Genomic DNA, 21,546 nt, shown 5'->3' on the forward strand with positions numbered 1-21,546 from the left:
GATGAACCAGTAATTTAATTTAAATCGGTTCTCGAATTCTGTCAGTAACCATACTTTAAATAAGGGAATGCGCATGCTGTTGAAAACGTCTCGACGAACTTTCCTGAAGGGGTTAACCCTCTCTGGCGTAGCCGGAAGTCTTGGCGTATGGAGTTTCAATGCGCGTTCCAGTCTGAGCCTGCCAGTTGCCGCATCCCTGCAGGGTACTCAGTTTGACCTGACCATTGGTGAAACGGCCGTCAATATCACGGGCAGTGAGCGTCAGGCCAAAACAATCAATGGAGGCCTGCCGGGGCCCGTTCTTCGCTGGAAAGAAGGTGACACCATTACCCTGAAGGTCAAAAACCGTCTTAATGAACAGACGTCCATTCACTGGCACGGCATTATTCTTCCGGCCAATATGGATGGTGTTCCGGGGCTGAGTTTTATGGGCATAGAGCCTGATGATACCTACGTTTACACCTTTAAGGTTAAGCAGAACGGGACTTACTGGTACCACAGCCATTCCGGTCTGCAGGAACAGGAGGGGGTATACGGTGCCATTATCATCGATGCCAGGGAGCCAGAACCGTTTGCTTACGATCGTGAGCATGTGGTCATGTTGTCTGACTGGACCGATGAAAATCCTCACAGCCTGCTGAAAAAATTAAAAAAACAGTCGGATTACTACAATTTCAATAAACCAACCGTTGGCTCTTTTTTCCGCGACGTGAATACCAGGGGGCTGTCAGCCACCATTGCCGATCGGAAAATGTGGGCTGAAATGAAAATGAATCCGACTGACCTCGCGGATGTCAGTGGCTACACCTACACCTATCTCATGAACGGGCAGGCCCCGCTGAAAAACTGGACCGGACTGTTCCGTCCCGGTGAAAAGATACGCTTACGGTTTATCAACGGCTCGGCAATGACCTATTTCGATATCCGTATCCCCGGGCTGAAAATGACGGTCGTGGCTGCAGATGGCCAGTATGTAAACCCGGTTACCGTTGACGAATTCAGGATTGCCGTTGCCGAAACCTATGATGTCATTGTGGAGCCTCAGGGTGAGGCCTATACCATCTTCGCACAATCCATGGACAGGACCGGTTACGCTCGAGGGACACTGGCCACGAGAGAGGGGTTAAGTGCTGCCGTTCCCCCCCTCGATCCCCGTCCTCTGTTGACCATGGAAGATATGGGTATGGGGGGAATGGGACATGATATGGCAGGAATGGACCACAGCCAGATGGGAGGCATGGATAACAGCGGAGAGATGATGTCTATGGACGGTGCTGACCTTCCGGATAGCGGGACATCCTCCGCGCCCATGGATCACAGCAGCATGGCCGGTATGGATCATTCCCGGATGGCCGGAATGCCGGGTATGCAAAGTCATCCTGCGTCAGAAACGGATAACCCACTGGTTGATATGCAGGCGATGAGCGTCTCTCCGAAATTAAATGATCCGGGTATTGGTCTTCGAAATAACGGAAGAAAGGTTCTCACGTACGCGGATTTGAAAAGCCGCTTTGAGGATCCTGACGGACGTGAACCTGGCCGTACCATAGAACTGCATTTAACCGGCCACATGGAAAAGTTTGCCTGGTCATTTAACGGAATCAAGTTTTCAGATGCCGCACCGGTGCTGCTGAAATACGGTGAGCGGCTCAGGATCACGCTGATCAACGATACCATGATGACTCACCCCATTCACCTGCATGGTATGTGGAGCGATCTGGAAGATGAAAACGGTAATTTCATGGTTCGTAAACACACAATAGATGTTCCCCCTGGTACAAAACGCAGTTACAGAGTGACAGCAGATGCGCTTGGCCGCTGGGCGTATCACTGCCATTTGCTCTATCACATGGAAATGGGAATGTTTCGTGAAGTCCGGGTGGAGGAATGATGCGAATGAAGAGAAATTTGAAGGCCATACCTGTTCTGGTCGCCGGTTTGTTTACCTCACAGCTTTCTATTGCGGCGGGCTCCGTCTCTGCAGATCCCCACGCCGGGCACGACATGTCTGCCATGCAGATGCCAGCAGATGAGAATTTCACTGAGATGACGTCAATGGAGCCCATTGTAACTGAGAGCAGAACGCCAATTCCGCCTGTTACCGATGCCGACCGGAAGGCTGCATTCGGCAATTTACAGGGGCATGCGATTCACGACAGTGCGATTAATTATCTGGTTCTGCTGGATCAACTGGAATGGCAACGGTCGGATAACACCAACAATTTCAGCTGGAGTGTTAACAGCTGGATTGGAGGCGACACAGATCGGATTTGGCTAAAGAGTGAAGGTGAACGAAGCAATGGGGAAACGGAGGCGGCTGAAGCGCAGTTACTCTGGGGACATGCGGTTGGCCCATGGTGGGATTTGGTTGCGGGTGTCAGGCAGGATTTCAGACCTGCTTCTGCCCGGACCTGGGCTGCTGTCGGTTTTCAGGGGCTGGCACTCTATAATTTTGAGTCTGAAATTACGGGTTTTGTCAGTAATGGCGGAAAAGCAGCCCTTCGTCTGGGAGGAGAATACGACGTTTTACTGACTAACCGGCTCATACTCCAGCCATCCTATGAGGTGAATTTCTACAGTCAGGATGATGAATCGCGGGGTCGCGGCAGGGGACTGACTGACACAGAGCTGGGGCTCCGGCTGCGCTATGAAATACGCCGTGAGTTTGCACCCTATATAGGCGTTTCCTGGAATCAACTTTACGGGAAAACATCCGATATGGCGAAAAGAGAAGGTGAGAAAGACCATCAGGTAGTATTCCTGGCGGGAGCCAGAATCTGGTTTTAACGCACTGATATAAAACACTCAACTAAACAGGTAAATAAAATGTCGATTTTAAATAAAGCCATTCTTACAGGTGGCCTCGTTATGGGCGTTGCTTTCTCTGCTATGGCCCATCCGGAATTAAAAAGCTCTGTGCCACAGGCTGATTCAGCCGTAGCGGCCCCGGAAAAGATTCAGCTTAATTTCTCGGAAAATCTGACCGTGAAATTCTCAGGTGCAAAATTAACGATGACGGGTATGAAAGGCATGTCATCACATTCTCCGATGCCGGTCGCGGCAAAAGTGGCGCCAGGCGCTGACCCTAAATCGATGGTCATTATTCCGCGAGAGCCTTTACCCGCTGGCACTTATCGTGTTGACTGGCGCGCGGTTTCTTCAGATACGCACCCTATTACCGGTAATTACACCTTTACAGTGAAGTAATATTATGAACGACCTGATTATGATTGTTATTCGTTTTCTTCTTTATCTGGATTTGATGGTAATATTTGGATTGCCATTTTTTCAGATATATGGAATAAGCGGTGTCAGACATGAAACCTATAACCTGACTAATTTCAGGTCGTTTATAACCTTTGCTGTTGTTACAGGCATCATTCTTACTGGCATTAATATGCTCCTGGTATCTAATGCCATGAGTGGAGTAACTGACCTCAGAGAATTATCCATCCATGTTATCGAGATGGTGATAGAAGAAACTGATGTGGGTATTAGCTGGATTGTCAGGCTCTGTGCCCTGTTTACCACACTCGGTGCTTTGTTCCTTTACACTAATAAGAGAGTATTGTCCTGCCTGCTGATGACGATGAGTGGGGGCGTGGCGCTGGCTACACTTGCCTGGGGAGGACACGCCGTTATGCATGACGGTCTGCATTACTATCTCCATTTACTGAGCGATCTGACCCATCTCGGCGCTGCAGGTGCCTGGACAGGTGCTCTGGTTGCATTTGCTATCCTGCTGATGCGCAGAAACGAGCATAATGCACAGAGCGTCATTGTGATATCTGACTCCCTGGCAAAATTTGCCACGGCAGGAACGGTGATTGTTGTAGCCCTGATCCTGAGTGCGCTGGTCAACTATCTGTATATTGCTGAGGGTAACTTAACTCCCTTATTCAACAGTTCCTGGGGGAGGATATTGCTTGCCAAGACGGCTCTGTTTGTTCTGATGCTTCTTCTGGCTGCAGCAAACCGGTTTCACCTGGGTCCCCGGCTTGAAGTTATGGTCAGGGAAGGGAATTATGATCGCAGCGTTGCCCTGATGCGAAACAGCATCCTGACAGAATTCGTTGTTGCGATTATCATTCTGGGCGCCGTAGCGTGGCTTGGAATGCTTGCTCCGTCTCAGATCAGCTAGGGGACAGCCAAAGCTCATGCGTGAGATTTTTACTTTCATATCAGCGAGTTGACCATGCAGCGTATTTTAATCGTTGAAGACGAACAAAAAACAGGTCGTTACCTGCAGCAGGGACTGGTTGAGGAAGGCTATCAGGCCGATCTCTTTAATAATGGCCGCGATGGTCTCGGGGCCGCGTCGAAGGGACAGTATGATTTGATAATACTGGACGTGATGCTGCCTTTCCTCGACGGGTGGCAAATCATCAGCGCACTGAGGGAGTCCGGGCACGAAGAACCGGTCCTGTTTTTAACCGCAAAGGACAACGTGCGGGACAAAGTGAAAGGACTGGAGCTTGGCGCAGATGACTACCTGATTAAGCCCTTTGATTTTACGGAGCTGGTTGCACGTGTAAGAACCCTACTGCGCCGGGCACGCTCGCAGGCCGCAACAGTCTGCACCATCGCCGATATGACCGTTGATATGGTGCGCCGGACCGTGATCCGTTCGGGGAAGAAGATCCATCTCACCGGTAAAGAATACGTTCTGCTTGAGTTGCTGCTGCAACGCACCGGAGAAGTGTTACCCAGGAGTCTTATCTCGTCCCTGGTCTGGAACATGAATTTTGACAGTGATACGAATGTGATTGATGTCGCCGTGAGACGTCTGAGAAGTAAAATTGATGATGACTTTGAGCCAAAACTGATCCATACCGTTCGCGGTGCCGGATATGTCCTGGAGATCAGAGAAGAGTGAGGTTCAAAATTTCCCTGACCACACGCCTGAGCCTGATTTTTTCTGCGGTGATGCTTACGGTATGGTGGTTATCAAGTTTTATCCTGATTAGCACCCTGAATGGCTATTTCGATAATCAGGACCGCGATTTTCTGACAGGTAAACTTCAGCTCACCGAAGAGTTTCTTAAAACAGAGACGTTCAGGAACAAAACGGATATTAAGTCATTATCAGAAAAAATAAACGATGCGATGGTGGGGCACAATGGCTTATTCATTTCTATAAAAAACATGGAAAATGAAAAAATTGTTGAACTCTATGCCAAAAATTCTGTTGTTCCAGCGGTCCTGCTTAATAAGTCGGGTGATATTCTCGACTATATGATCCAGACGGAAGAAAATAACACCGTGTACCGCAGTATCTCGCGGCGGGTTGCCGTGACGCCGGAACAGGGTAAAAGCAAACATGTCATCATTACGGTTGCCACGGATACTGGGTATCACACCCTGTTTATGGACAAACTCAGTACCTGGCTGTTCTGGTTCAATATCGGTCTGGTCTTTATTTCTGTTTTTCTGGGCTGGCTGACCACACGTATTGGTCTGAAACCGCTACGGGAAATGACCAGTCTGGCTTCCTCCATGACCGTACACAGCCTGGATCAGCGTCTAAATCCCGATCTGGCTCCGCCGGAAATCTCTGAGACCATGCAGGAGTTCAATAATATGTTTGATCGCCTGGAGGGGGCATTCCGGAAACTGTCAGATTTCTCGTCTGACATCGCGCATGAGCTGCGCACACCAGTCAGTAATCTGATGATGCAGACGCAGTTTGCACTGGCTAAGGAAAGGGATGTTTCGCATTACCGCGAAATTTTATTCGCTAACCTGGAAGAACTGAAAAGGTTGTCACGAATGACCAGTGACATGCTTTTTCTGGCACGTTCAGAGCATGGTCTGCTGCGGCTGGATAAACATGATGTGGATCTGGCAGCCGAACTGAATGAATTACGTGAGTTGTTCGAGCCCCTGGCAGACGAAACAGGAAAGACAATCACGGTTGAAGGAGAGGGCGTTGTTGCCGGAGACAGCGATATGCTCCGACGTGCTTTCAGTAACCTGCTTTCCAATGCAATCAAGTATTCTCCCGATAACACCTGTACAGCGATACACCTTGAGCGTGACAGTGACTGTGTGAACGTGATGATTACGAATACGATGTCCGGCCAGGTTCCCGCTAATCTGGAACGTTTGTTTGACCGGTTCTATCGCGCAGACTCATCAAGGTTCTACAACACGGAAGGCGCGGGGCTGGGATTATCAATTACAAGGTCGATCATTCATGCTCACGGCGGCGAGCTGTCAGCAGAACAGCAGGGGCGGGAAATTGTGTTCAGTGTGCGTCTGTTAATGGATTAATACCGTTATTCAGGAGAAACCCGGAAGGTGACAAAAATGTCATCGTTCAGTCACGCGATAAACAGAGGCGGTTTTTTATAATCAGCCATAAATCAGGACAGCGTGATAATTCAATCGCCCGGTTCCTGGCGTGATGATCAACCAGCCCTGAGATCAAATGCTTTCTCTGTTATAAGCATTGATTGTTCGGGTATGAAAACACCGGAGACCCAACCATGAAAAAGATCCTTGTATCCTTTATTGCCATGATGGCTGTCGCTTCATCTGCCTGGGCTGCAGAGACAATGAACATGCATGACCAGGTAAATAATGCCCAGGCGCCTGCCCATCAGATGCAATCATCCGCTGAAAAAAGTGCAGTTCAGGGGGAGAGCATGAAAATGATGGATATGAGCGGTCACGATCAGGCCGCAATGTCCCATGAAATGATGCAAAACGGCAATTCTGCCGCCCATCAGGACATGGCTGAAATGCATAAAAAAATGATGAAAGCCAAACCTGAGAACACCCAAGAAACTGCTAAGCCATTTTCCGAAATGAGCGAGCATGAGAAAGCCGCTGTTGTGCATGAGAAGGCGAATAATGGCCAGTCTTCCGTTATTCATCAGCAACAGGCGGAAAAGCATCGCAGCCAGATCACCCAGAATTAACCCGCAGCTCCACTTGTCAGACCCTCATTTGACGCCGAAGTCACTGGCTTACGCTCCCGTCCGGGAGCGTTTTTTTTATAAGCGAAATGAATAATAATGAAAGAGTCCATACACAATGTTTTTTTGGTCATGTCGACCTCACAATTAACTTATATTGTTTGAGAATCCTGTTCCCCGGTCATCTCCAGGGTGCATGTCGCGCCGTATCCTGAGACTGGCTGAGAATACGAATGACCGTAACCATAGAATGTGATGATACAAAATAGATCGTATGCCGGTTCTACCGGCAGTGTGCAGATATCGTCTCCCAGCTCTGCACAATGCGTGCCGATATCATGCATGGCCAGCACATCAAATACTGCAGCTATACGACCGATCTATGCATCCGCCTGAACAACCCCGATCTGTCTGAAGCTGAAGTCCCAGATGGCCTCCAGATCCTCTTCTGCTTTGGGTGTCAGCTCAATCTCTTTCATTTGCCACCCTGGCCCTGACATTCCTCAGGAATGCATTCTTGTTCCATGGTTTCGCCTCGCCGCTGCTGATCCCTTCGGCCAGCAGATCGCGCAGTTCCTGAAGTCTGGATTCAGCCTGCTTTTCATGCAGCTCATCACCCACGTCCACCGTCATCGTACGAGCCATAACCCCTCCATATCTTAATGTAAGATTTATTCTTACATCATTAAATCAGCTTACTACGCTGCTTCCATCTCCGGCATTTTTTCAAAACAGCCCTGCTGCAGTCTGGAGATCCGACTTTGCCTTTTTTCGGATCTGTGCAAAATGAAGAGAGTGACGCTGGAATCATAACTTATCCTATGCATCAAATTCATCCTGAAAAATGCAGATATAAAATATTGCATCACATTTACGCGTGTGAGATGCTGATATCAGAATGCAGTCAGTAGTCGTTAACAGGGTGCCCGTAATGAAAGATGCCAAATCAAAAGACCTCTCTGAGTTGTTTAACACCATTACGGTGCGTAATGTGCCAGCTGATGTGGATGAAGCTATCACGCGGCAGGCTAAAGCCGCCGGCAAATCAAAGAGTGATTTTGTGCAGGAGTTTCTGACGGCAACATTTGGCGATCTGATCGGCAATTTCATCCGCACCAGTGAACTGGTTGCCCTGATGGACCAGGAAATGGCGAGGATGGCCGGAACAGTACTGAGCGAGCATGTTTATGATCTGGAGATGACTCAGGCCGGCCACCGGGAGTTCTGCCGTATTCTCGGGATAAAAAACAACGATGATTTGCAGCGCATTATGCTCGCGGGGATGCCATACCTTCAGATCCGCGCCGGACAGCTGAGAGGGATTGACAGCCTGGCAAGGGGGAACTCCCTGTATGCCGCACTGCTGGTCAACGGGGCGTCCCGGGATGAAGAGACGGTACAGGCGCTTCACCGGTCACTTTTTAATATGTTCCCGGAAACTGTTTTTCAGGAAATGATTAATGAACTGCGAAAGGCAATGCGCATGGACGCTTTTGAATGGTCGCTTATCTGAGACAGATATAAACGAGAAAAGCCACCCCGAGGGATGGCTTTTCCGGTACTAACTTTAACGCACGGGTCCGAAGAAATCCGCGCCTTGATGGGATAAATCTACCAGTTACTGGTACGCCCGTCAACCTGACCCTCAGTTTAGCCCGGGAGGGCTGTATGCAGCTGGAAGACTATATCTCGGCCGGGCGGCTGAACATTTACACTGACGTGCTGAAGCTGAAACCTGGTGAAGAACTGGGCGGGTATAACTGGAACAAAGCCGTTTCCGCCGCCATGCAGCCGCTGATGCACTGCCTTGAGGTGACGCTGCGTAACGCCATCGATTACAGTATTCGCCATGCCCGGCTGCCCGGCGCTGCCGGACACTGGCGAACCGATACCAACTGGATCTTTGATTTACCCCGCTATATCGGTGACAAGACCTGGATACGCCAGAACAAGCGCTACAAAACCGATGCCCGTGGCCAGAAGCTCATGCATCACGGGAAACCGGTGTATGACCGGACAGCCTGGGAAGAAGACTGTATCCGTAAGGTGTCAAAACGTATCCGTGCTGCGGGCAAGGCGCCGACGGCAGAGCGGGTGATCTCCGGTCTGGACTTTGGTTTCTGGACCAATTTTCTCACGAAAAACTACGATGAACCGCGGAACCGCTCGCTCCTGTGGCCCCAGTTGCTTCCGTCGGTGTTCCCCGGCGCCCCGGCCGGCACCCCCGTCACGTGCTGGAAAAGAAATTTACCCGTATCCGTGACTTGCGTAACCGCCTGGCGCACCATGAAGCAGTCTGGAAATTCCAGGAGGAAGATCCGGTTACCGGTGCGCCGGATTACAACCGCCCGGTATATGGTCTTCAGGCGTCCCTGCAGCTGTTGCGTCGGGCATGGAAAGATATGCTGGAGGCTCTCAGCTGGCTCAGTCCTGCAAGGCATGCTGCGTTTCTGGCAGAAGGTCATCATCTGCGTTTCGAGGCACTGGCCACGCACGATGGTTTGCTGAGTTTCACCGGACGGGCACAGCTGATGCACGACCTGAACGTGCGGCGCAGTAAAGAGATCAGAAAATTATTGCGGGGGCTCGGACAGCAAAAAATCATCCGCCTGACCAGCCGTACCCGGATCATTGCCATTATTGGTCCCGATTTTATCCGTACCCTCTGACCTTTCCCCTCCCTTGTGGCAGGGGATTCTTCACAAAACACTGAAAGCTGAACGGCTTCCGTTGCCATTTTCAGCAGGACATGAGGCACGTCCCACTTGCTTTCCGCATAGCCAGACATGCCATGCTGACGCAAAGCGTTAGTCGCTCATCCACTGAAACGTAAGTTGCTTATTAATGGCAGATACATCATCCGGCATAGCCAGAAAATAAAAATGAGGTGTTCCAGACCGCTTCAGTACCTCATAACGATGGGTCCCGTCCCCGAAATGAAATCCACCATCTTCGTGCACAGATAACAGGACCGGTGAAACAGGCCATCCTTTTGCGATATGCAGTATGGCCTTTCCGAGTTTCGGGTTGGTAATTTCCACCCAGAGGCTGGAATCTGTCAGTCGAAAGAAGGAATTAATAAGCGGGTCAAAATCAGCAAAAGAGGCTTTCCCCAGCACCAGAGAACTGAGATCAATTTGTTCACAGTCAGCAGGCTGCAATACCCGTGGACCAGGAAGGTAAATCGAATGTCTGCGCCCCGGAACAGACAGATCCCAGTTAATGTCTGTCTGTCCTGCCGTTGGCCATCTGTCCGGAGACAACCCCTCCAGGGCATCAATCTCATCATCTGAAATCCGGAACAATTCTTCCTGGTGATCGCCTTTAAACATTAAACTCAACGCTTCGGCCCACATATCGCGAGCTTCATTGTTCTGGTCTGTCATTGCCATGTTCTCCTGTACTAAGAAGGCCACATTGTGCGCCTTTTCACGCTCTGGAGCCTAATACAGGCATGTGATAATCCTTGCTTCCTACTTAGCCAGAAACCGGATCTGCGCGGCGGGAAACGCGCAAAGGATATGATAATCAAACCAAACACATAAAATCATACTGAATGTGATATTTAGCATTAAACACACAATAATATCTGATATGATATTTGAATTATTAGTAAGAAATCATACATGATATGATTTTTAACCTAACCGGACATGTTCAGATGGAGCGAGCAGGATGGATGAGAAAGAAGTGAATTTTTCACTCAGCTATGAGCAGCTGACCCGGATAGCGGAAGAGCGTATCCGTGAATGCAATCTGGACAGCCAGGGCGCGATTTACATCAGCGAGTCAGCCAAGGCCGGTGCCGTGCTGAGCTATTGGTATGAACTGGCCATAAATGGCTATGCCTCAGTGAATGCCATAAAGAGACAAGAGCTCATAGACGCCGATCACCTGCGCCTCAGACAACTCATCTGGCCGGAGGCGGACAAGCAATGACTCAGGCGCGCCGACCATCGCCGCTGCAGCGGCGGGTGCTGATTGTGCTGGCCGCCCTCGATGCGAAACGTCCGGGGCCGGTGGCGACGCGGGATATCGAGCGGGTGCTGGAGCAGGGCGGGGATGCCCCGGTGTACGGGCCGAACCTGCGCGCCTCCTGCCGGCGCATGGAAGCCGCGGGCTGGCTGCGCACCCTGCGCGCCCCGAACCTGCAGCTGGCCGTCGAGCTGACGGAGGCCGGTCGCGGCATTGCAGAACCGCTCTTCCAGGCAGAACGCGAGGCTGAAACGGCACGACAACGACTGACAGACGTCCGGCGTCTGCCGTTACGCCAGACGGCTGCCGGTGACGCGGTGGAGCTGCAGCTGGGTGACGGTCATTACTCCCTGCGGGAAGCGGCCTACGTGATCCGTCTGGACGGTACCACCTGCCTGCAGCTGACGGATGCCGGCGGCATACGCCGGATAAAAGAGGGCGATCCCCTGCAGGTGGCCAGCTGGTATCAGACCTGTTTTGATGCAGGCCTGCCGGTCACCGTCCAGGTGAATGAGAGCCGGGACTGATAGCCACCACACAAGGAATATGAGCATAAAATGAAAGTCACTGAACCCGGGCTGAATAAGCTGATCGATAACCTGAACACCCTGATTTGCGAGGACAGCCTGCTCACGCGCCAGGAGCGTGAAACGCTGGTACTGGCCGTCGCCGCTAGCGGCGCCATGAAAGCGCGCGTCGGCTTGAAAAAAGGCGATGCGCCGACCGTTGCCAGACGGGAAAAAAGGGAGAAAAAAGACCGCCAGCCTGATCCGCGTTTTCCGCGAGCCGGTCATCCCTGGCAGGAAGACGAAAAAACCTTACTGAGTGATGCGCTCGATTCGGTACCGGACGAAGAGATTGGCAGGCATCTGTTCTGGCTTTCCGAGAAACTGGGCAGAACGCCTTTCAGTGTTGCTTTCCAGATCGCGGCAATCAGGGAGCTGCAGGACGGCTGGGAGGAGCAGTTCAGGGAGATTTCGGATAACATTCGCTTGTCCGGCCTGAGCATCAGTGATTATCTTAAGCAGAACGGCACGGACCTGAACGCCTGAATGCCATTTTCGTTACAGACAAATTATATAACTGAGGGCAGTGATGAAAACAGCGGTATGGGTGGTGGTGTATTTCGCGATGTGTTTTCTGCTTTTCACAGGATGGATGTTCGCCTTTGCGCAGTATGCGCCCTATAACGGGCAGGAACACGCGTTTTCTCTGACGTATCTGCTTAATTTATTTTTTCTTCATGTTGTGATGGTACCTTACTACGAGTTTATTCAGACTGAAACATACAGCAATGCATTAATGAGTATGGCAGATGAATCCGGTCAGATGATACGTTTTCATCACGTAGTGCCTGTTCTCTGGATATATAGTCTGTCCGCACTCTTAACTTTTGTGGTCTACATTACATATGCAAAATGGTTCACTCATAACCGACTGAAAGAAAAGCATCTTCCAGAATGATATTACCGGGACACCTCAGGATATATAAAATTAATGACGAAACAGGAATGGATTTTACGACTACGCCGCTGTACATCACAGGAAACTCTGGAAAGGATAATAGAAAAAAATAAATATTCCCTGACGGATGACGAACTTGAGCACTTTAATGCCGCAGTGGATCACCGGCTGGCGGAAATGGCAATGGGGAAGTTTTATGATAAAATACCAGCAGGCGTCTGGAAATATGTTAAATAATACAGCCAGCATCAGTCTGTTCGCAGTTATCTCACCTGGAGCGCAATCATGAATATGATATTTGAACTGATTGGATTGTTACTGGTAGTCGGATGCGCATTCTTCACCACTTTTTTCTTAGCCGCAGTAGCAGGCACTATGGTAGTTATTCTTGGATGGGGAATTTCTATTGTCACCCCGAAGGTGGTTACCTGTACTAATGATTGCATCACTACTTTTTTTGATGCCAAACCCTTTGGCTGGCTTCTGATTGTGTTTTCATTAACCATGATGTTCTTTATTATCAGAGGTATGATTAAACGTTAGATTGCCTTTAGTGTGTAGTTAAATCATCATCACAACAGCGTTAATCTGAAACTGATATTGCCGGAGGGGATCATCATGACGGGAAGAGGCATTAACACAGTACGTATCGGTGATGAAGTGAAGCACATCACCGAGCTCGATGCACTAACACTCATGCATGAATGGTCAAAGCTTAAAAAAGAAAATGCAGACCTGTATGACTATAACCGTCAGGTTAACCGGGGGTGGCGCGGCTTTATTCTTCGCCTGATGGGTATCCATTTGCCTGAAAAAAACCGTGTTTGTCTTTATGGCATTAATGCCAGAAAAGAATCCATCTATCCCGACTGAAGTCGTGCTGGCAGTGATAGTGAGCAGGCCATTGCAGAAGAACAGCTATAATTTGACGCTAAGTGATTGATATTTAACATAAAACGCATTAAGCGCACTTAGTATGTAGGGGCTCAATGATAATGTCTATTTGTGGCTCATTAGGAATGTCCAGGCTATAGTTCTCAGACCTGTATGCCTAGTCAACAACTCGCTTTTCCTGATGAGGAGTTTTCTGTGGCTATACATGACACCGGGATGTTCACCGTGAAAGAAATCAACCGCCTCAAAATCCTTCAGGATGTCATCGACCGCAACCTGCGTCCTGGTCAGGCAGCCGAAATGCTCGGTATCACGCCGCGCCATTGCAGCCGTCTGCTGAAACGTTATCGTCAGTCCGGGCCACCGGTAATGGCCACCACGATTGACCTGCCCCCAGGATTAGATACAACCGTCAGTTAGTAAGGTCGGTTTGTTTACCTTCACATTTTCCATTTCGCCACCGTGCTGCAAACTCTGATGGCGTCTGATAATTCAGTGCTGAATGTGGACGACACTCGTTATAATCCTGCCGCCAGTCATTAATGATTTTCCTTGCGTGAACGATATCGCTGAACCAGTGCTCATTCAGGCATTCATCGCGAAATCGTCCGTTAAAGCTCTCAATAAATCCGTTCTGCGTTGGCTTGCCCGGCTGGAGTAAGCGCAACTCAACACCATGCTCAAAGGCCCATTGATCCAGTGCACGGCAAGTGAACTCCGGCCCCTGGTCAGTTCTTATCGTCGCCGGATAGCCTCGAAACAGTGCAATGCTGTCCAGAATACGCGAGACCTGAACGCCTGAAATCCCAAAGGCAACAGTGACCGTCAGGCATTCCTTTGTGAAATCATCGACGCAGGTAAGACACTTGATCCTGCGACCGGTGGAAAGTGCGTCCATGACGAAATCCATCGACCAGGTCAGATTGGGCGCCGCCGGACGGAGCAGCGGCAGACGTTCTGTTGCCAGCCCTTTACGACGTCTTCTGCGTTTTACGCCCAGGCCACTGAGGTGATAAAGCCGGTACACGCGCTTATGATTAACATGAAGCCCTTCACGGCGCAGCAATTGCCAAATACGACGGTAGCCAAAACGCCTGCGCTCCAGTGCCAGCTCAGTGATGCGCCCTGATAAATGCGCATCAGCAGCCGGACGGTGAGCCTCATAGCGGCAGGTCGACAGGGATAAACCTGTAAGCCTGCAGGCACGACGTTGCGACAGACCGGTCGCATCACACATCAGCATCACGGCTTCCCGCTTCTGGTCTGTCGTCAGTACTTTCGCCCAAGAGCCACCTGAAGCGCCTCTTTATCCAGCATGGCTTCGGCAAGCAGCTTCTTGAGTCTGGCGTTCTCTTCCTCAAGCGACTTCAGGCGCTTAACTTCAGGCACCTCCATACCGCCATACTTCTTACGCCAGGTGTAAAACGTGGCATCGGAAATGGCATGCTTGCGGCAGAGTTCACGGGCGGGTACCCCAGCTTCGGCTTCGCGGAGAATACTGATGATCTGTTAGTCGGAAAAACGCTTCTTCATGGGGATGTCCTCATGTGGCTTATGAAGACATTACTAACATCGGGGTGTACTAATCAACGGGGAGCAGGTCAGGATATCTGCGGCGACGAACCAGTCATGGGTTAAGTGATAAAAAGTGTATGGAAATATAGGGGCCAATCTACTAAAGTCTTTTTCGTTAAGTAAAATTCGGTGGTTGGATATCCGGAAAGAGCATTTTGCTGTAGATACACCCACACTGTCATTAATTGATGAGCATCGCGATCCTTGGGTGAGTGAAGGGACGTTTGAGGTGCGGGTGCGTATTAAACACAGTATTGCTGGCTACTTCTCAAGACGAGACTTACTGCCTCAGCAAGAATTGGTTCGCGAAGAGAATGATGGCGTGACTTTGCTTTACAATGCAGCACATCAGAGTCAAATTATTCCACTAATTCTATTCTGGTTACCGAATATAGAAATTCTGGAACCAGAATGGTTGAAAAAAACGGTCATCAACTTACTGTATAACTACATCACTGTCGATCGCGACTCCGTTCCTGTTCAGGAATGTGATGCGTAGCGGGTAACAACGACTTATTGCACAGGAGATTATTATCTATGGCATTACCATTCATTATTCTGGGCGTCGCGGCAGCGGCAACGGCGTTTGGCGGTAAAAAAGCTTATGATGGCTACCAGAAAAAATCGGAAGCTGATGATGTATTAGATCGCGCGCAGCGTAGCTTTGATAAGCATAAAGAGAGCTTTGATCTGGCAAATGAAACAACGTCGAAAAAACTGGCCGAACTGGGTGAAAAAGAGCTGGAAATCGGTAAAGATTTCAATGAGTTTAAAACGATTGCCGACGATCTGCTGGCGCGTATGGCGAAAGATGGGCATAAAGATCTTCGGCTGAAGGTACCACAGCATAACATCAATAAAATTCAGAACTTGGCGATTTCCGCCACGGAATACCTGACGACGGTCGTCGGTGCCGGGGTTTCTGGTGCTGCCGCTGGTTTTGCCGTGTACAGCGGCGTGATGGCGTTTGCCGCAGCTTCTACCGGTACGCCGATCGCCGCCCTGTCTGGTGCGGCGGCGTATAACGCCACAATGGCGGCGATTGGTGGTGGTTCCCTGGCCGCAGGTGGTTGGGGGATGGCGGGCGGCGCGATGGTGCTTGGCGGTGCAGTGGTGGCTCCGCTGATTGCTATTGCGGGCTGGGCTTACGATAGCCATGCCGAAAAGGCGCTTAACAATGCTTATCAAAGCTCCCGTGAAGTGACCGCGGCGGTGGAAAAAATGAATGCGGCTGAAGCGCAGCTGACGAAGGTGCAGCAGTATGTAAATAGCATTTATGAATCAATCACCCGTATGCATAGCGTCTTTATTCAGCACTACTTTGAGCCGCTGAAAGCTATGCATGCCGTCATTGTTGAACGTCATGAGAAGAATATCACTACCGAGATTAATGAGTCGGAAGAGATCATGGCGATTATCGACCATGGTTATGAATTAGCCGCCATAATGACCGACGTGATCACCACGCCGTTGTTCAAGCCGGTGACGCAGGAAAACGGTGAAGCCGTTATCGAAGATGGCGTGATCCAACTGCAGACCGACAGCAACGGTATGAACCTGCTGAACAAAGAGATTCTGGACGAAAAACTGGCGGCTTCTGATTCTGAGTTTGACGCATTTTCTTCTCGTATTTAATCGACTCGCCGGGCGAATCTGCCCGGTATTGCTATGGGCGAGCACAATGAACACAGCCAGGTTTGACTGGGGTGAAGAGTTACATCAGACGGTAGTCAAGAGTCTGACTACCTCTTTTGGGTTGGATTTTCTCTTGCTGGAGGATAAACACGGCGGCGATGTGAACACCATTCATAACGCTCGCGAGGGAGTGTATGCCTCCGATGCCGAGCGTCAACGGTACGAGCAACGCGAAGGGTATGATTCTCATCATTACCATAGCCACGAAAACTACATTGCCACCAACCGGGCGGGAAAAAAGGCGCACGAGGTCGGTACGTTGACCGATACCTACACTGGTGAGAAATTTGCGGCTAATGATAAAAAGAATCTCGACCATATTATTGCCGCCCATGAAATTCACAACGATCCAGGGCGTATCCTTGCCGAATGCGATGGTGCCGACCTGGCTAATGATTCATCAAATCTGACCTTCACGAATGAGTCGCTGAATAAGGCGAAGAAGGCGAAAACGATGGATGCCTTCGTGCAAACGCTACAAGAACAGCATGCTGTGACCACGCAGGAAATTGCCCGTTTGCGCAGCCAACCAACGCTTTCCGAGCAAGAGCAAAAACAACTGAATAAGCTGGAAAATAAAGCAGCCGCCGATTTTGAACGGATGAAAGAGGCTGACAAAAAGGCGCGGGGAAAATACAACAGTACGATCAATCAGGAATATTATACCAGCAGCAAGTTTGCGAAGAATGTCGCCACTGCCACAATGAACAATGCATTTCGCATGGGAACGCGGCAGATGTTGGGGCTGGTTCTGGCAGAGACCTGGTTTGAGTTCCGCGAGCGCATTCCCGTGATGTTCGAGAAGCATCGTCGTTCATTCGATGCCGGAGACTTCCTGCAAGATGCGGCGGAGGCATTACGCGCAGTCTGGCAGCGAGTGCAGGGTAAATTCAGCACTTTCCTGGCGTCCTTTAAAGACGGTGCCATCGGTGGCGTGCTCTCCAGCATTACGACGACGCTCTTCAATATCTTCTTTACGACTAAGAAGATGATGGTGCGCCTGATTCGTGAGATGTGGAACAATTTGGTACAGGCCTTTAAAGTTATGGTCTTTAACCCTGAGGGGTTAACGCCGGGGCAGCTGGCTAAAGCAGTGAGCAAGCTGGTGGCTGCGGGTGTGGCCGTGGCTGCGGGTGTGGTGGTTAATGAAGCTTTAGCCAAGATGCTCGTCTTTCCTTTTGGTCCGGAACTGGCGGCTTTCTGCGGCGCGCTGGCGACTGGTCTTCTGACGCTGGTGATGAACTACTTCCTTGAACACAGCGCATTGATGAAAAAGGTCTGGACGTTTCTGGATACGTTTAAAGATAAGCATCAGAAAGCACTAGAGTATTATCAGCAGGTGAATGCTGAACTCGATCGTTATCTACTGGAGCTTTCGGCGTTAGAGTTTGCTATTGATACGTCTGCGTTATCGCGTTTCTCGCTGCATCTTAACGCGGTGAATAGTGAAATTGAGCGCGGTTTGTTGCTGCGTGCAGAGGTTGAGCGCCGTAATATTGCGCTACCGTTTGAAGCAGGGAATACCCGCTCTGTGCGTAGCTGGTTAAGTAAGCTATGACGCTAACGCCCGCGTTTCCCTGTAACCAGTGCGGCGCTTGTTGTCGCCACGTCAATCGCGCCAGTGAAACGCAATTTCTCGATCGTGGTGATGGCATTTGTCGTCACTATCAGATGGAGACAAAGCTGTGCGCGATTTATAAAACACGTCCGCTTATTTGCCAGGTAGAAAAACAGTATCAGCTTAACTACCAGCAGCAATATAGCTGGCAGGAATTCATTACTCTTAATCGTGAAGCTTGTTTAATTCTAGAAAAACTTGAGCAGTAGGATGGACTGATCCTATGACCGTAGTCACGACCAGGCCAGTTTGAAAGCCTTTGGACTGATGCTGCCGTTGTTTTGACCACTTGAATCCGAATCAAAGAGCTGAATCTAAAGTAAATCACTTCGGAGACAAAAAATACACCAAAAAATAGCCATCTAGATTTATAGATGGCTAATGCATTGTTGTATTTACCTGTGTGATTCACAGACATCGTTTCACTATAATGCCTTACTATGAACAGGGGAATTCAGCAGCGGTTACAGTGGGTAAAACTCTATGAGACGTCTGGTGATGCGGGGTTTGTATGTCGTCGCTGCGGCATTTCTCGACCCACATTACGTAAATGGTGGCGCAGATATCTGGCACAGGGTATAGCTGGTCTGGAAAGCCACGGCCGTCGTCCTAAACACTCACCAGCAACTAAGACTGGCCCCGACAAAATCGCTCTGATCCTGGCGTTACGAACACTGCGGAATCTGGGTGCAAGACGTATTCAAAGCGAGTTAAAAAGGCTTCATTCGATTGATCTTGACCCGCCGTTTCTGGACAGCTTTTGTATCTTAAGTTAACGATGTGCGCTGCTACAGTTGTTCCCTTTGAGAGTGATATCCCAGCGCGCTGTGCGAATGGTTTTCATTGTTATGCTTGAATGCTGCTGCAAGGTTTCACAGTGTTGTTCTCAATCCTGTTTTGCATGAACGCTATATAGTCTTCTTTTATCGTTTTCACGAACCTCCGCCTTTCATACGTGGTATACGCTGAACCGTTGTCCGTCAGCCACTGCACTGGTGTGTCCGGCAACCTGTCGCTGATGCGCTTTCAGAATCATATCCCGCACCGTCGAACTGTCATAACCTCCCGTGATTGCTGCCCAGTCTATGCCCCCACGGTTGCAGAAGTCCAGCGCGAACGTGACCCGCAGTTTTTCACTCTTGTCGCAGACGAATTCTAAGCCATCTGAACACCTGAGCATCTCGCTTTCTGCTAACGTGATTTTGGCCTTATGTCTACACTTCGGTCGCTCTGGCTTGTCATGCAACAACAACAGGTTATGCTCGCTCATTACCCTGTAAAGCCGTTTGGCATTGACCGGGGGAGCCCCTCTGTGAGGCGTTGCTTACGCAGGATACCCCACACACGACGATAGCCGTAACTGGGCATATCGCTGATGATGTCGAGAATATCCGACAGTATTTCAGCGTCTGCTTCGTCATTACGCCGGTTACAGCGTCTGTCCTGCCAGTCGACAGAACGGTTAATTCGCAGTGACAGCTGCGCACGCGACACACCCATGGTGCGGCTGACCAGGGCTATTCCCCGTCCTTTGGCAACAAGGGCGCGTGCGCTATCCATTTTCGCGACTGGCCGTACTCCACCGCTTCTTTGAGGATCTCAACTTCCATCGTCTTCTTGCCCAGCAGGCGCTGAAGTTCCCGAACCTGCTTCAGCGCAGCTGTGAGTTCAGAGGCAGGCACGACTTCTTCTCCGGCAGCAACGGCGGTGAGGCTGCCTTCCTGGTACTGCTTCTTCCACTTGAACAGCAGGCCGGGCTGAATACCGTGCAGGCGGGCGACGTGGGAGACATTCATGCCTGGCTCCATCGTCTGCTGGATAATGGCAATCTTCTCCTGAGGAGTTTTACGTTTACGGACTTCTTGCCCTAACAGGATCCCGTTCATCTCAAAATTGGCGTTAGTGTTAGACATATATTCAAGCCTATCTCTTATCTGGAGATACAGCTACTGTCTGGTGTTTCAGGGGGCTACATCAAGTAAAAATGGCCGCTATCTCTCATGGCGCAGTTCAAATTCGTTCAACTGCTCTAACGCTTTCGCCACACTCTGGAACATCAGATGTTTTTCCTCATGCTTCTGTGACAGCCGAGAAACGAAGGTAAACACACTTCCGCTTCTCTCAGGCCAGCAGTCGTCATAAAGTGCAGGTATCAACATCTTTCTTGCTTGATGCTGCAATGCAGGAGTCGTCAGACTACAGATGTACGTTCGTACTTCAAACTGTCTTCCAGGTGTTTTGTCTAGAAAAAGTACCACATCAGATTCACTCACCCAGTGCGACAATCCGAAGCGCAGTGCCGGATAACCTTCCCAATGATTAAGTGCCGTTGTGACCTCATAACCACGATCAGAAAAGTGCTCTGTCAGAAACCGTAGGCCTTCCTCCTGAAGTGATTTCACCACAGCATTTTTCAGTAACACCGCTTCCTGAATATTACGCAAATTTTCGAGAACGAAGGTTTCTGTCTCTGCTGCAATCGTATTTTTACCCATCAGTGTCTCCAGATGTAGAATGAATTCGCGCAGCAAAACCTGCCATTTATTGAGCGGGGAAGAAATACATGCCATGCCGAGCCTGGGCGACAGAACAGAAATAAACATACTGTAGCTTATTCCTGTCCAACCGGCTGGAGCCAGTCCTTCCGGCGACAGAACCACCAGGAACGGTTTCTTATCTGGATGTTTTTGCTCCAGATACCCACTGTAATCATTGAAAGGATTGTTCAATTGGTGCCAGATTTTATTCTCCAACACCATGGCCCATTCTTTCGACTCAAGTAGCAAATCGATTCGAGTTCCTTTCTGGGTCATAACCTCACGGGCTGGTGGAGAGATAAGTGATGCATCAACATGGGCTGGCAGGCATTCCAGAAGGGCCCCAATAACCAGTGTATTCAGTCCATGGGGCGCATCCGGATCAATAAAGAAAGCGAGTAAATCGCTGACAGGGTTTTCATAGTGTCCACGGGCAACAACCGAAAATATATTGGTCTCACTTTTTTCAGCAACAGGCAGTGATTTGAGGCGAGTCAGTAATTCTTCCAGAGCAGGCAGGTCCATTGGTTTCTCCGCAGCGGTTTTCCCTATACAGAAACATACCAACAAAAAGAGCCTTGGCATAGGGAGGCCTGTCTGCCCGCTGGCATTGGGTGCACGATAATTGCGGTGGATTTCAAAGTTAACAGTCCGCTTCGTGCTGTGAGCTCAACAGGTCGATGCAACGCTATCCTATTCCTTTCGCCGTATTAAAAGCCTCACACTCAGCGAATACAGAAAAACTATGCGTTTAAAAAAGAATGAATTATCTCCTTAGCGTGGTTTTTACACGATTGCCCCTCAAACCCCGATAACGGCTCCTGCGCAGTTATACGTCCTTCAACACCGACCTCTTCGCGACCCGGCA

Annotated in this window: 26 protein-coding genes and 4 pseudogenes; 23 read left to right on the forward strand and 7 right to left on the reverse strand. The window is 49.9% G+C overall.

The features are described 5' to 3' along the window. Nucleotides 1-73: 73 nt before the first annotated feature. The 7 genes from pcoA to AC007G_RS24915 all read left to right on the forward strand — a co-directional run bounded on the left by pcoA (nucleotide 74) and on the right by AC007G_RS24915 (nucleotide 6,923). Complete coding sequence (gene pcoA, locus AC007G_RS24885) at nucleotides 74-1,891, forward strand: multicopper oxidase PcoA (RefSeq protein WP_000925242.1); 1,818 nt, start codon at nucleotides 74-76, stop codon at nucleotides 1,889-1,891. Nucleotides 1,892-1,896: 5 nt separating this feature from the next. Next, nucleotides 1,897-2,787 (forward strand): copper resistance outer membrane transporter PcoB, encoded by an 891-nt coding sequence (pcoB, locus tag AC007G_RS24890; protein WP_001378118.1) that lies wholly within the window; start codon nucleotides 1,897-1,899, stop codon nucleotides 2,785-2,787. Nucleotides 2,788-2,826: 39 nt separating this feature from the next. Beyond that, nucleotides 2,827-3,207 carry a copper resistance system metallochaperone PcoC gene (pcoC, locus tag AC007G_RS24895; RefSeq protein ID WP_000025662.1) on the forward strand — a complete coding sequence of 127 codons (381 nt, stop codon included), beginning with the start codon at nucleotides 2,827-2,829 and terminating at the stop codon, nucleotides 3,205-3,207. A gap of 55 nt (nucleotides 3,208-3,262) precedes the next feature. After that, the gene (gene pcoD, locus AC007G_RS24900; RefSeq protein WP_080821469.1) at nucleotides 3,263-4,141 is read left to right on the forward strand and encodes a copper resistance inner membrane protein PcoD; all 879 of its coding nucleotides are present in this window, start codon (nucleotides 3,263-3,265) and stop codon (nucleotides 4,139-4,141) included. 54 nt (nucleotides 4,142-4,195) lie between these two features. Then, complete coding sequence (pcoR, locus tag AC007G_RS24905; protein WP_001188930.1) at nucleotides 4,196-4,876, forward strand: copper response regulator transcription factor PcoR; 681 nt, start codon at nucleotides 4,196-4,198, stop codon at nucleotides 4,874-4,876. After that, nucleotides 4,873-6,273 carry a copper resistance membrane spanning protein PcoS gene (gene pcoS / locus AC007G_RS24910; RefSeq protein WP_002436614.1) on the forward strand — a complete coding sequence of 467 codons (1,401 nt, stop codon included), beginning with the start codon at nucleotides 4,873-4,875 and terminating at the stop codon, nucleotides 6,271-6,273. The genes pcoR and pcoS overlap by 4 nt, the downstream gene beginning before the upstream one ends. A gap of 215 nt (nucleotides 6,274-6,488) precedes the next feature. Next, a complete protein-coding gene (locus tag AC007G_RS24915; RefSeq protein WP_004118347.1) occupies nucleotides 6,489-6,923 on the forward strand; it encodes a hypothetical protein in 435 nt (144 codons plus the stop codon). 178 nt (nucleotides 6,924-7,101) lie between these two features. Here AC007G_RS24915 and AC007G_RS24920 read toward each other — a convergent pair. The 3 genes and pseudogenes from AC007G_RS24920 to AC007G_RS24930 all read right to left on the reverse strand — a co-directional run bounded on the left by AC007G_RS24920 (nucleotide 7,102) and on the right by AC007G_RS24930 (nucleotide 7,565). Further along, nucleotides 7,102-7,264: pseudogene (locus tag AC007G_RS24920) on the reverse strand (type II toxin-antitoxin system RelE/ParE family toxin). 36 nt (nucleotides 7,265-7,300) lie between these two features. Beyond that, nucleotides 7,301-7,420, reverse strand: a complete 120-nt coding sequence (locus AC007G_RS24925; RefSeq protein ID WP_009654306.1) for a type II toxin-antitoxin system RelE/ParE family toxin — start codon at nucleotides 7,418-7,420, stop codon at nucleotides 7,301-7,303. Then, complete coding sequence (locus AC007G_RS24930) at nucleotides 7,386-7,565, reverse strand: type II toxin-antitoxin system ParD family antitoxin (RefSeq protein ID WP_004118349.1); 180 nt, start codon at nucleotides 7,563-7,565, stop codon at nucleotides 7,386-7,388. Before AC007G_RS24930 ends, AC007G_RS24925 begins: the two co-directional genes overlap by 35 nt. A 286-nt stretch (nucleotides 7,566-7,851) precedes the next feature. On the opposite strand from AC007G_RS24930, the gene AC007G_RS24935 reads away from it, so the two are divergent. The 3 genes from AC007G_RS24935 (at nucleotide 7,852) to AC007G_RS24945 (ending at nucleotide 9,589) form a co-directional block, all read left to right on the forward strand. After that, nucleotides 7,852-8,433 (forward strand): hypothetical protein, encoded by a 582-nt coding sequence (locus tag AC007G_RS24935; RefSeq protein ID WP_009654315.1) that lies wholly within the window; start codon nucleotides 7,852-7,854, stop codon nucleotides 8,431-8,433. A 155-nt stretch (nucleotides 8,434-8,588) separates the two neighbouring features. After that, nucleotides 8,589-9,428 (forward strand): hypothetical protein, encoded by an 840-nt coding sequence (locus tag AC007G_RS24940; protein WP_224255684.1) that lies wholly within the window; start codon nucleotides 8,589-8,591, stop codon nucleotides 9,426-9,428. Between the two features lie 23 nt (nucleotides 9,429-9,451). Continuing rightward, nucleotides 9,452-9,589: a hypothetical protein gene (locus AC007G_RS24945; RefSeq protein ID WP_224255683.1), complete on the forward strand. Its 138-nt coding sequence runs from the start codon at nucleotides 9,452-9,454 to the stop codon at nucleotides 9,587-9,589. 138 nt (nucleotides 9,590-9,727) lie between these two features. Here AC007G_RS24945 and AC007G_RS24950 read toward each other — a convergent pair whose 3' ends face one another. Then, nucleotides 9,728-10,312, reverse strand: coding sequence for a hypothetical protein (locus AC007G_RS24950; RefSeq protein ID WP_223862240.1), 585 nt, complete (start codon nucleotides 10,310-10,312; stop codon nucleotides 9,728-9,730). 283 nt (nucleotides 10,313-10,595) lie between these two features. Between AC007G_RS24950 and AC007G_RS24955 the strand changes: the two genes are divergently transcribed. The 8 genes and pseudogenes from AC007G_RS24955 to AC007G_RS24990 all read left to right on the forward strand — a co-directional run. After that, nucleotides 10,596-10,859 (forward strand): hypothetical protein, encoded by a 264-nt coding sequence (locus tag AC007G_RS24955; protein WP_009310051.1) that lies wholly within the window; start codon nucleotides 10,596-10,598, stop codon nucleotides 10,857-10,859. Beyond that, complete coding sequence (locus AC007G_RS24960) at nucleotides 10,856-11,422, forward strand: hypothetical protein (protein WP_009654312.1); 567 nt, start codon at nucleotides 10,856-10,858, stop codon at nucleotides 11,420-11,422. The genes AC007G_RS24955 and AC007G_RS24960 overlap by 4 nt, the downstream gene beginning before the upstream one ends. 30 nt (nucleotides 11,423-11,452) lie before the next feature. Beyond that, nucleotides 11,453-11,947 (forward strand): hypothetical protein, encoded by a 495-nt coding sequence (locus AC007G_RS24965; RefSeq protein WP_032693934.1) that lies wholly within the window; start codon nucleotides 11,453-11,455, stop codon nucleotides 11,945-11,947. Between the two features lie 43 nt (nucleotides 11,948-11,990). Beyond that, nucleotides 11,991-12,359, forward strand: coding sequence for a hypothetical protein (locus AC007G_RS24970; RefSeq protein ID WP_009653915.1), 369 nt, complete (start codon nucleotides 11,991-11,993; stop codon nucleotides 12,357-12,359). A gap of 33 nt (nucleotides 12,360-12,392) precedes the next feature. Then, complete coding sequence (locus AC007G_RS24975; RefSeq protein WP_004098931.1) at nucleotides 12,393-12,596, forward strand: HHA domain-containing protein; 204 nt, start codon at nucleotides 12,393-12,395, stop codon at nucleotides 12,594-12,596. Nucleotides 12,597-12,644: 48 nt separating this feature from the next. Continuing rightward, a complete protein-coding gene (locus AC007G_RS24980; protein ID WP_009653918.1) occupies nucleotides 12,645-12,902 on the forward strand; it encodes a hypothetical protein in 258 nt (85 codons plus the stop codon). Nucleotides 12,903-12,977: 75 nt separating this feature from the next. Further along, nucleotides 12,978-13,232 (forward strand): hypothetical protein, encoded by a 255-nt coding sequence (locus tag AC007G_RS24985; RefSeq protein WP_009653916.1) that lies wholly within the window; start codon nucleotides 12,978-12,980, stop codon nucleotides 13,230-13,232. A 216-nt stretch (nucleotides 13,233-13,448) separates the two neighbouring features. Further along, nucleotides 13,449-13,616 (forward strand): annotated as a pseudogene (locus AC007G_RS24990) (helix-turn-helix domain-containing protein); the annotation flags it as partial. A 49-nt stretch (nucleotides 13,617-13,665) separates the two neighbouring features. Here the strand turns inward: AC007G_RS24990 and AC007G_RS24995 are convergent. Beyond that, nucleotides 13,666-14,759, reverse strand: a protein-coding gene (locus AC007G_RS24995) for an IS3 family transposase (RefSeq protein ID WP_224255689.1) whose coding sequence is annotated in 2 segments (ribosomal slippage) — nucleotides 13,666-14,528 and nucleotides 14,528-14,759 — 1,095 coding nt in all. Because the reading frame shifts where the segments join, the coding sequence is not laid out codon by codon here. A 142-nt stretch (nucleotides 14,760-14,901) separates the two neighbouring features. Here AC007G_RS24995 and AC007G_RS25000 point away from each other — a divergent pair. The 5 genes and pseudogenes from AC007G_RS25000 to AC007G_RS25020 form a co-directional block, all read left to right on the forward strand. Then, nucleotides 14,902-15,327 (forward strand): WYL domain-containing protein, encoded by a 426-nt coding sequence (locus AC007G_RS25000; RefSeq protein ID WP_224255682.1) that lies wholly within the window; start codon nucleotides 14,902-14,904, stop codon nucleotides 15,325-15,327. A 38-nt stretch (nucleotides 15,328-15,365) separates the two neighbouring features. After that, nucleotides 15,366-16,463, forward strand: coding sequence for a hypothetical protein (locus tag AC007G_RS25005; protein WP_032693932.1), 1,098 nt, complete (start codon nucleotides 15,366-15,368; stop codon nucleotides 16,461-16,463). Between the two features lie 46 nt (nucleotides 16,464-16,509). Beyond that, a complete protein-coding gene (locus tag AC007G_RS25010; RefSeq protein WP_032693930.1) occupies nucleotides 16,510-18,081 on the forward strand; it encodes an ATP--cob(I)alamin adenosyltransferase in 1,572 nt (523 codons plus the stop codon). Beyond that, nucleotides 18,078-18,350 (forward strand): YkgJ family cysteine cluster protein, encoded by a 273-nt coding sequence (locus AC007G_RS25015; protein ID WP_071993384.1) that lies wholly within the window; start codon nucleotides 18,078-18,080, stop codon nucleotides 18,348-18,350. Before AC007G_RS25010 ends, AC007G_RS25015 begins: the two co-directional genes overlap by 4 nt. Before the next feature lie 231 nt (nucleotides 18,351-18,581). Continuing rightward, nucleotides 18,582-18,878, forward strand: a pseudogene (locus AC007G_RS25020) (helix-turn-helix domain-containing protein); the annotation flags it as partial. A gap of 51 nt (nucleotides 18,879-18,929) precedes the next feature. Here AC007G_RS25020 and AC007G_RS25025 read toward each other — a convergent pair. Then, nucleotides 18,930-20,027, reverse strand: a pseudogene (locus AC007G_RS25025) (IS3 family transposase). Nucleotides 20,028-20,132: 105 nt separating this feature from the next. Beyond that, nucleotides 20,133-21,203: a PDDEXK-like family protein gene (locus AC007G_RS25030; RefSeq protein ID WP_221918718.1), complete on the reverse strand. Its 1,071-nt coding sequence runs from the start codon at nucleotides 21,201-21,203 to the stop codon at nucleotides 20,133-20,135. Nucleotides 21,204-21,546 lie beyond the last annotated feature (343 nt).

The sequence above is a fragment of the Klebsiella sp. CSG-1 genome (genome assembly GCF_056521145.1).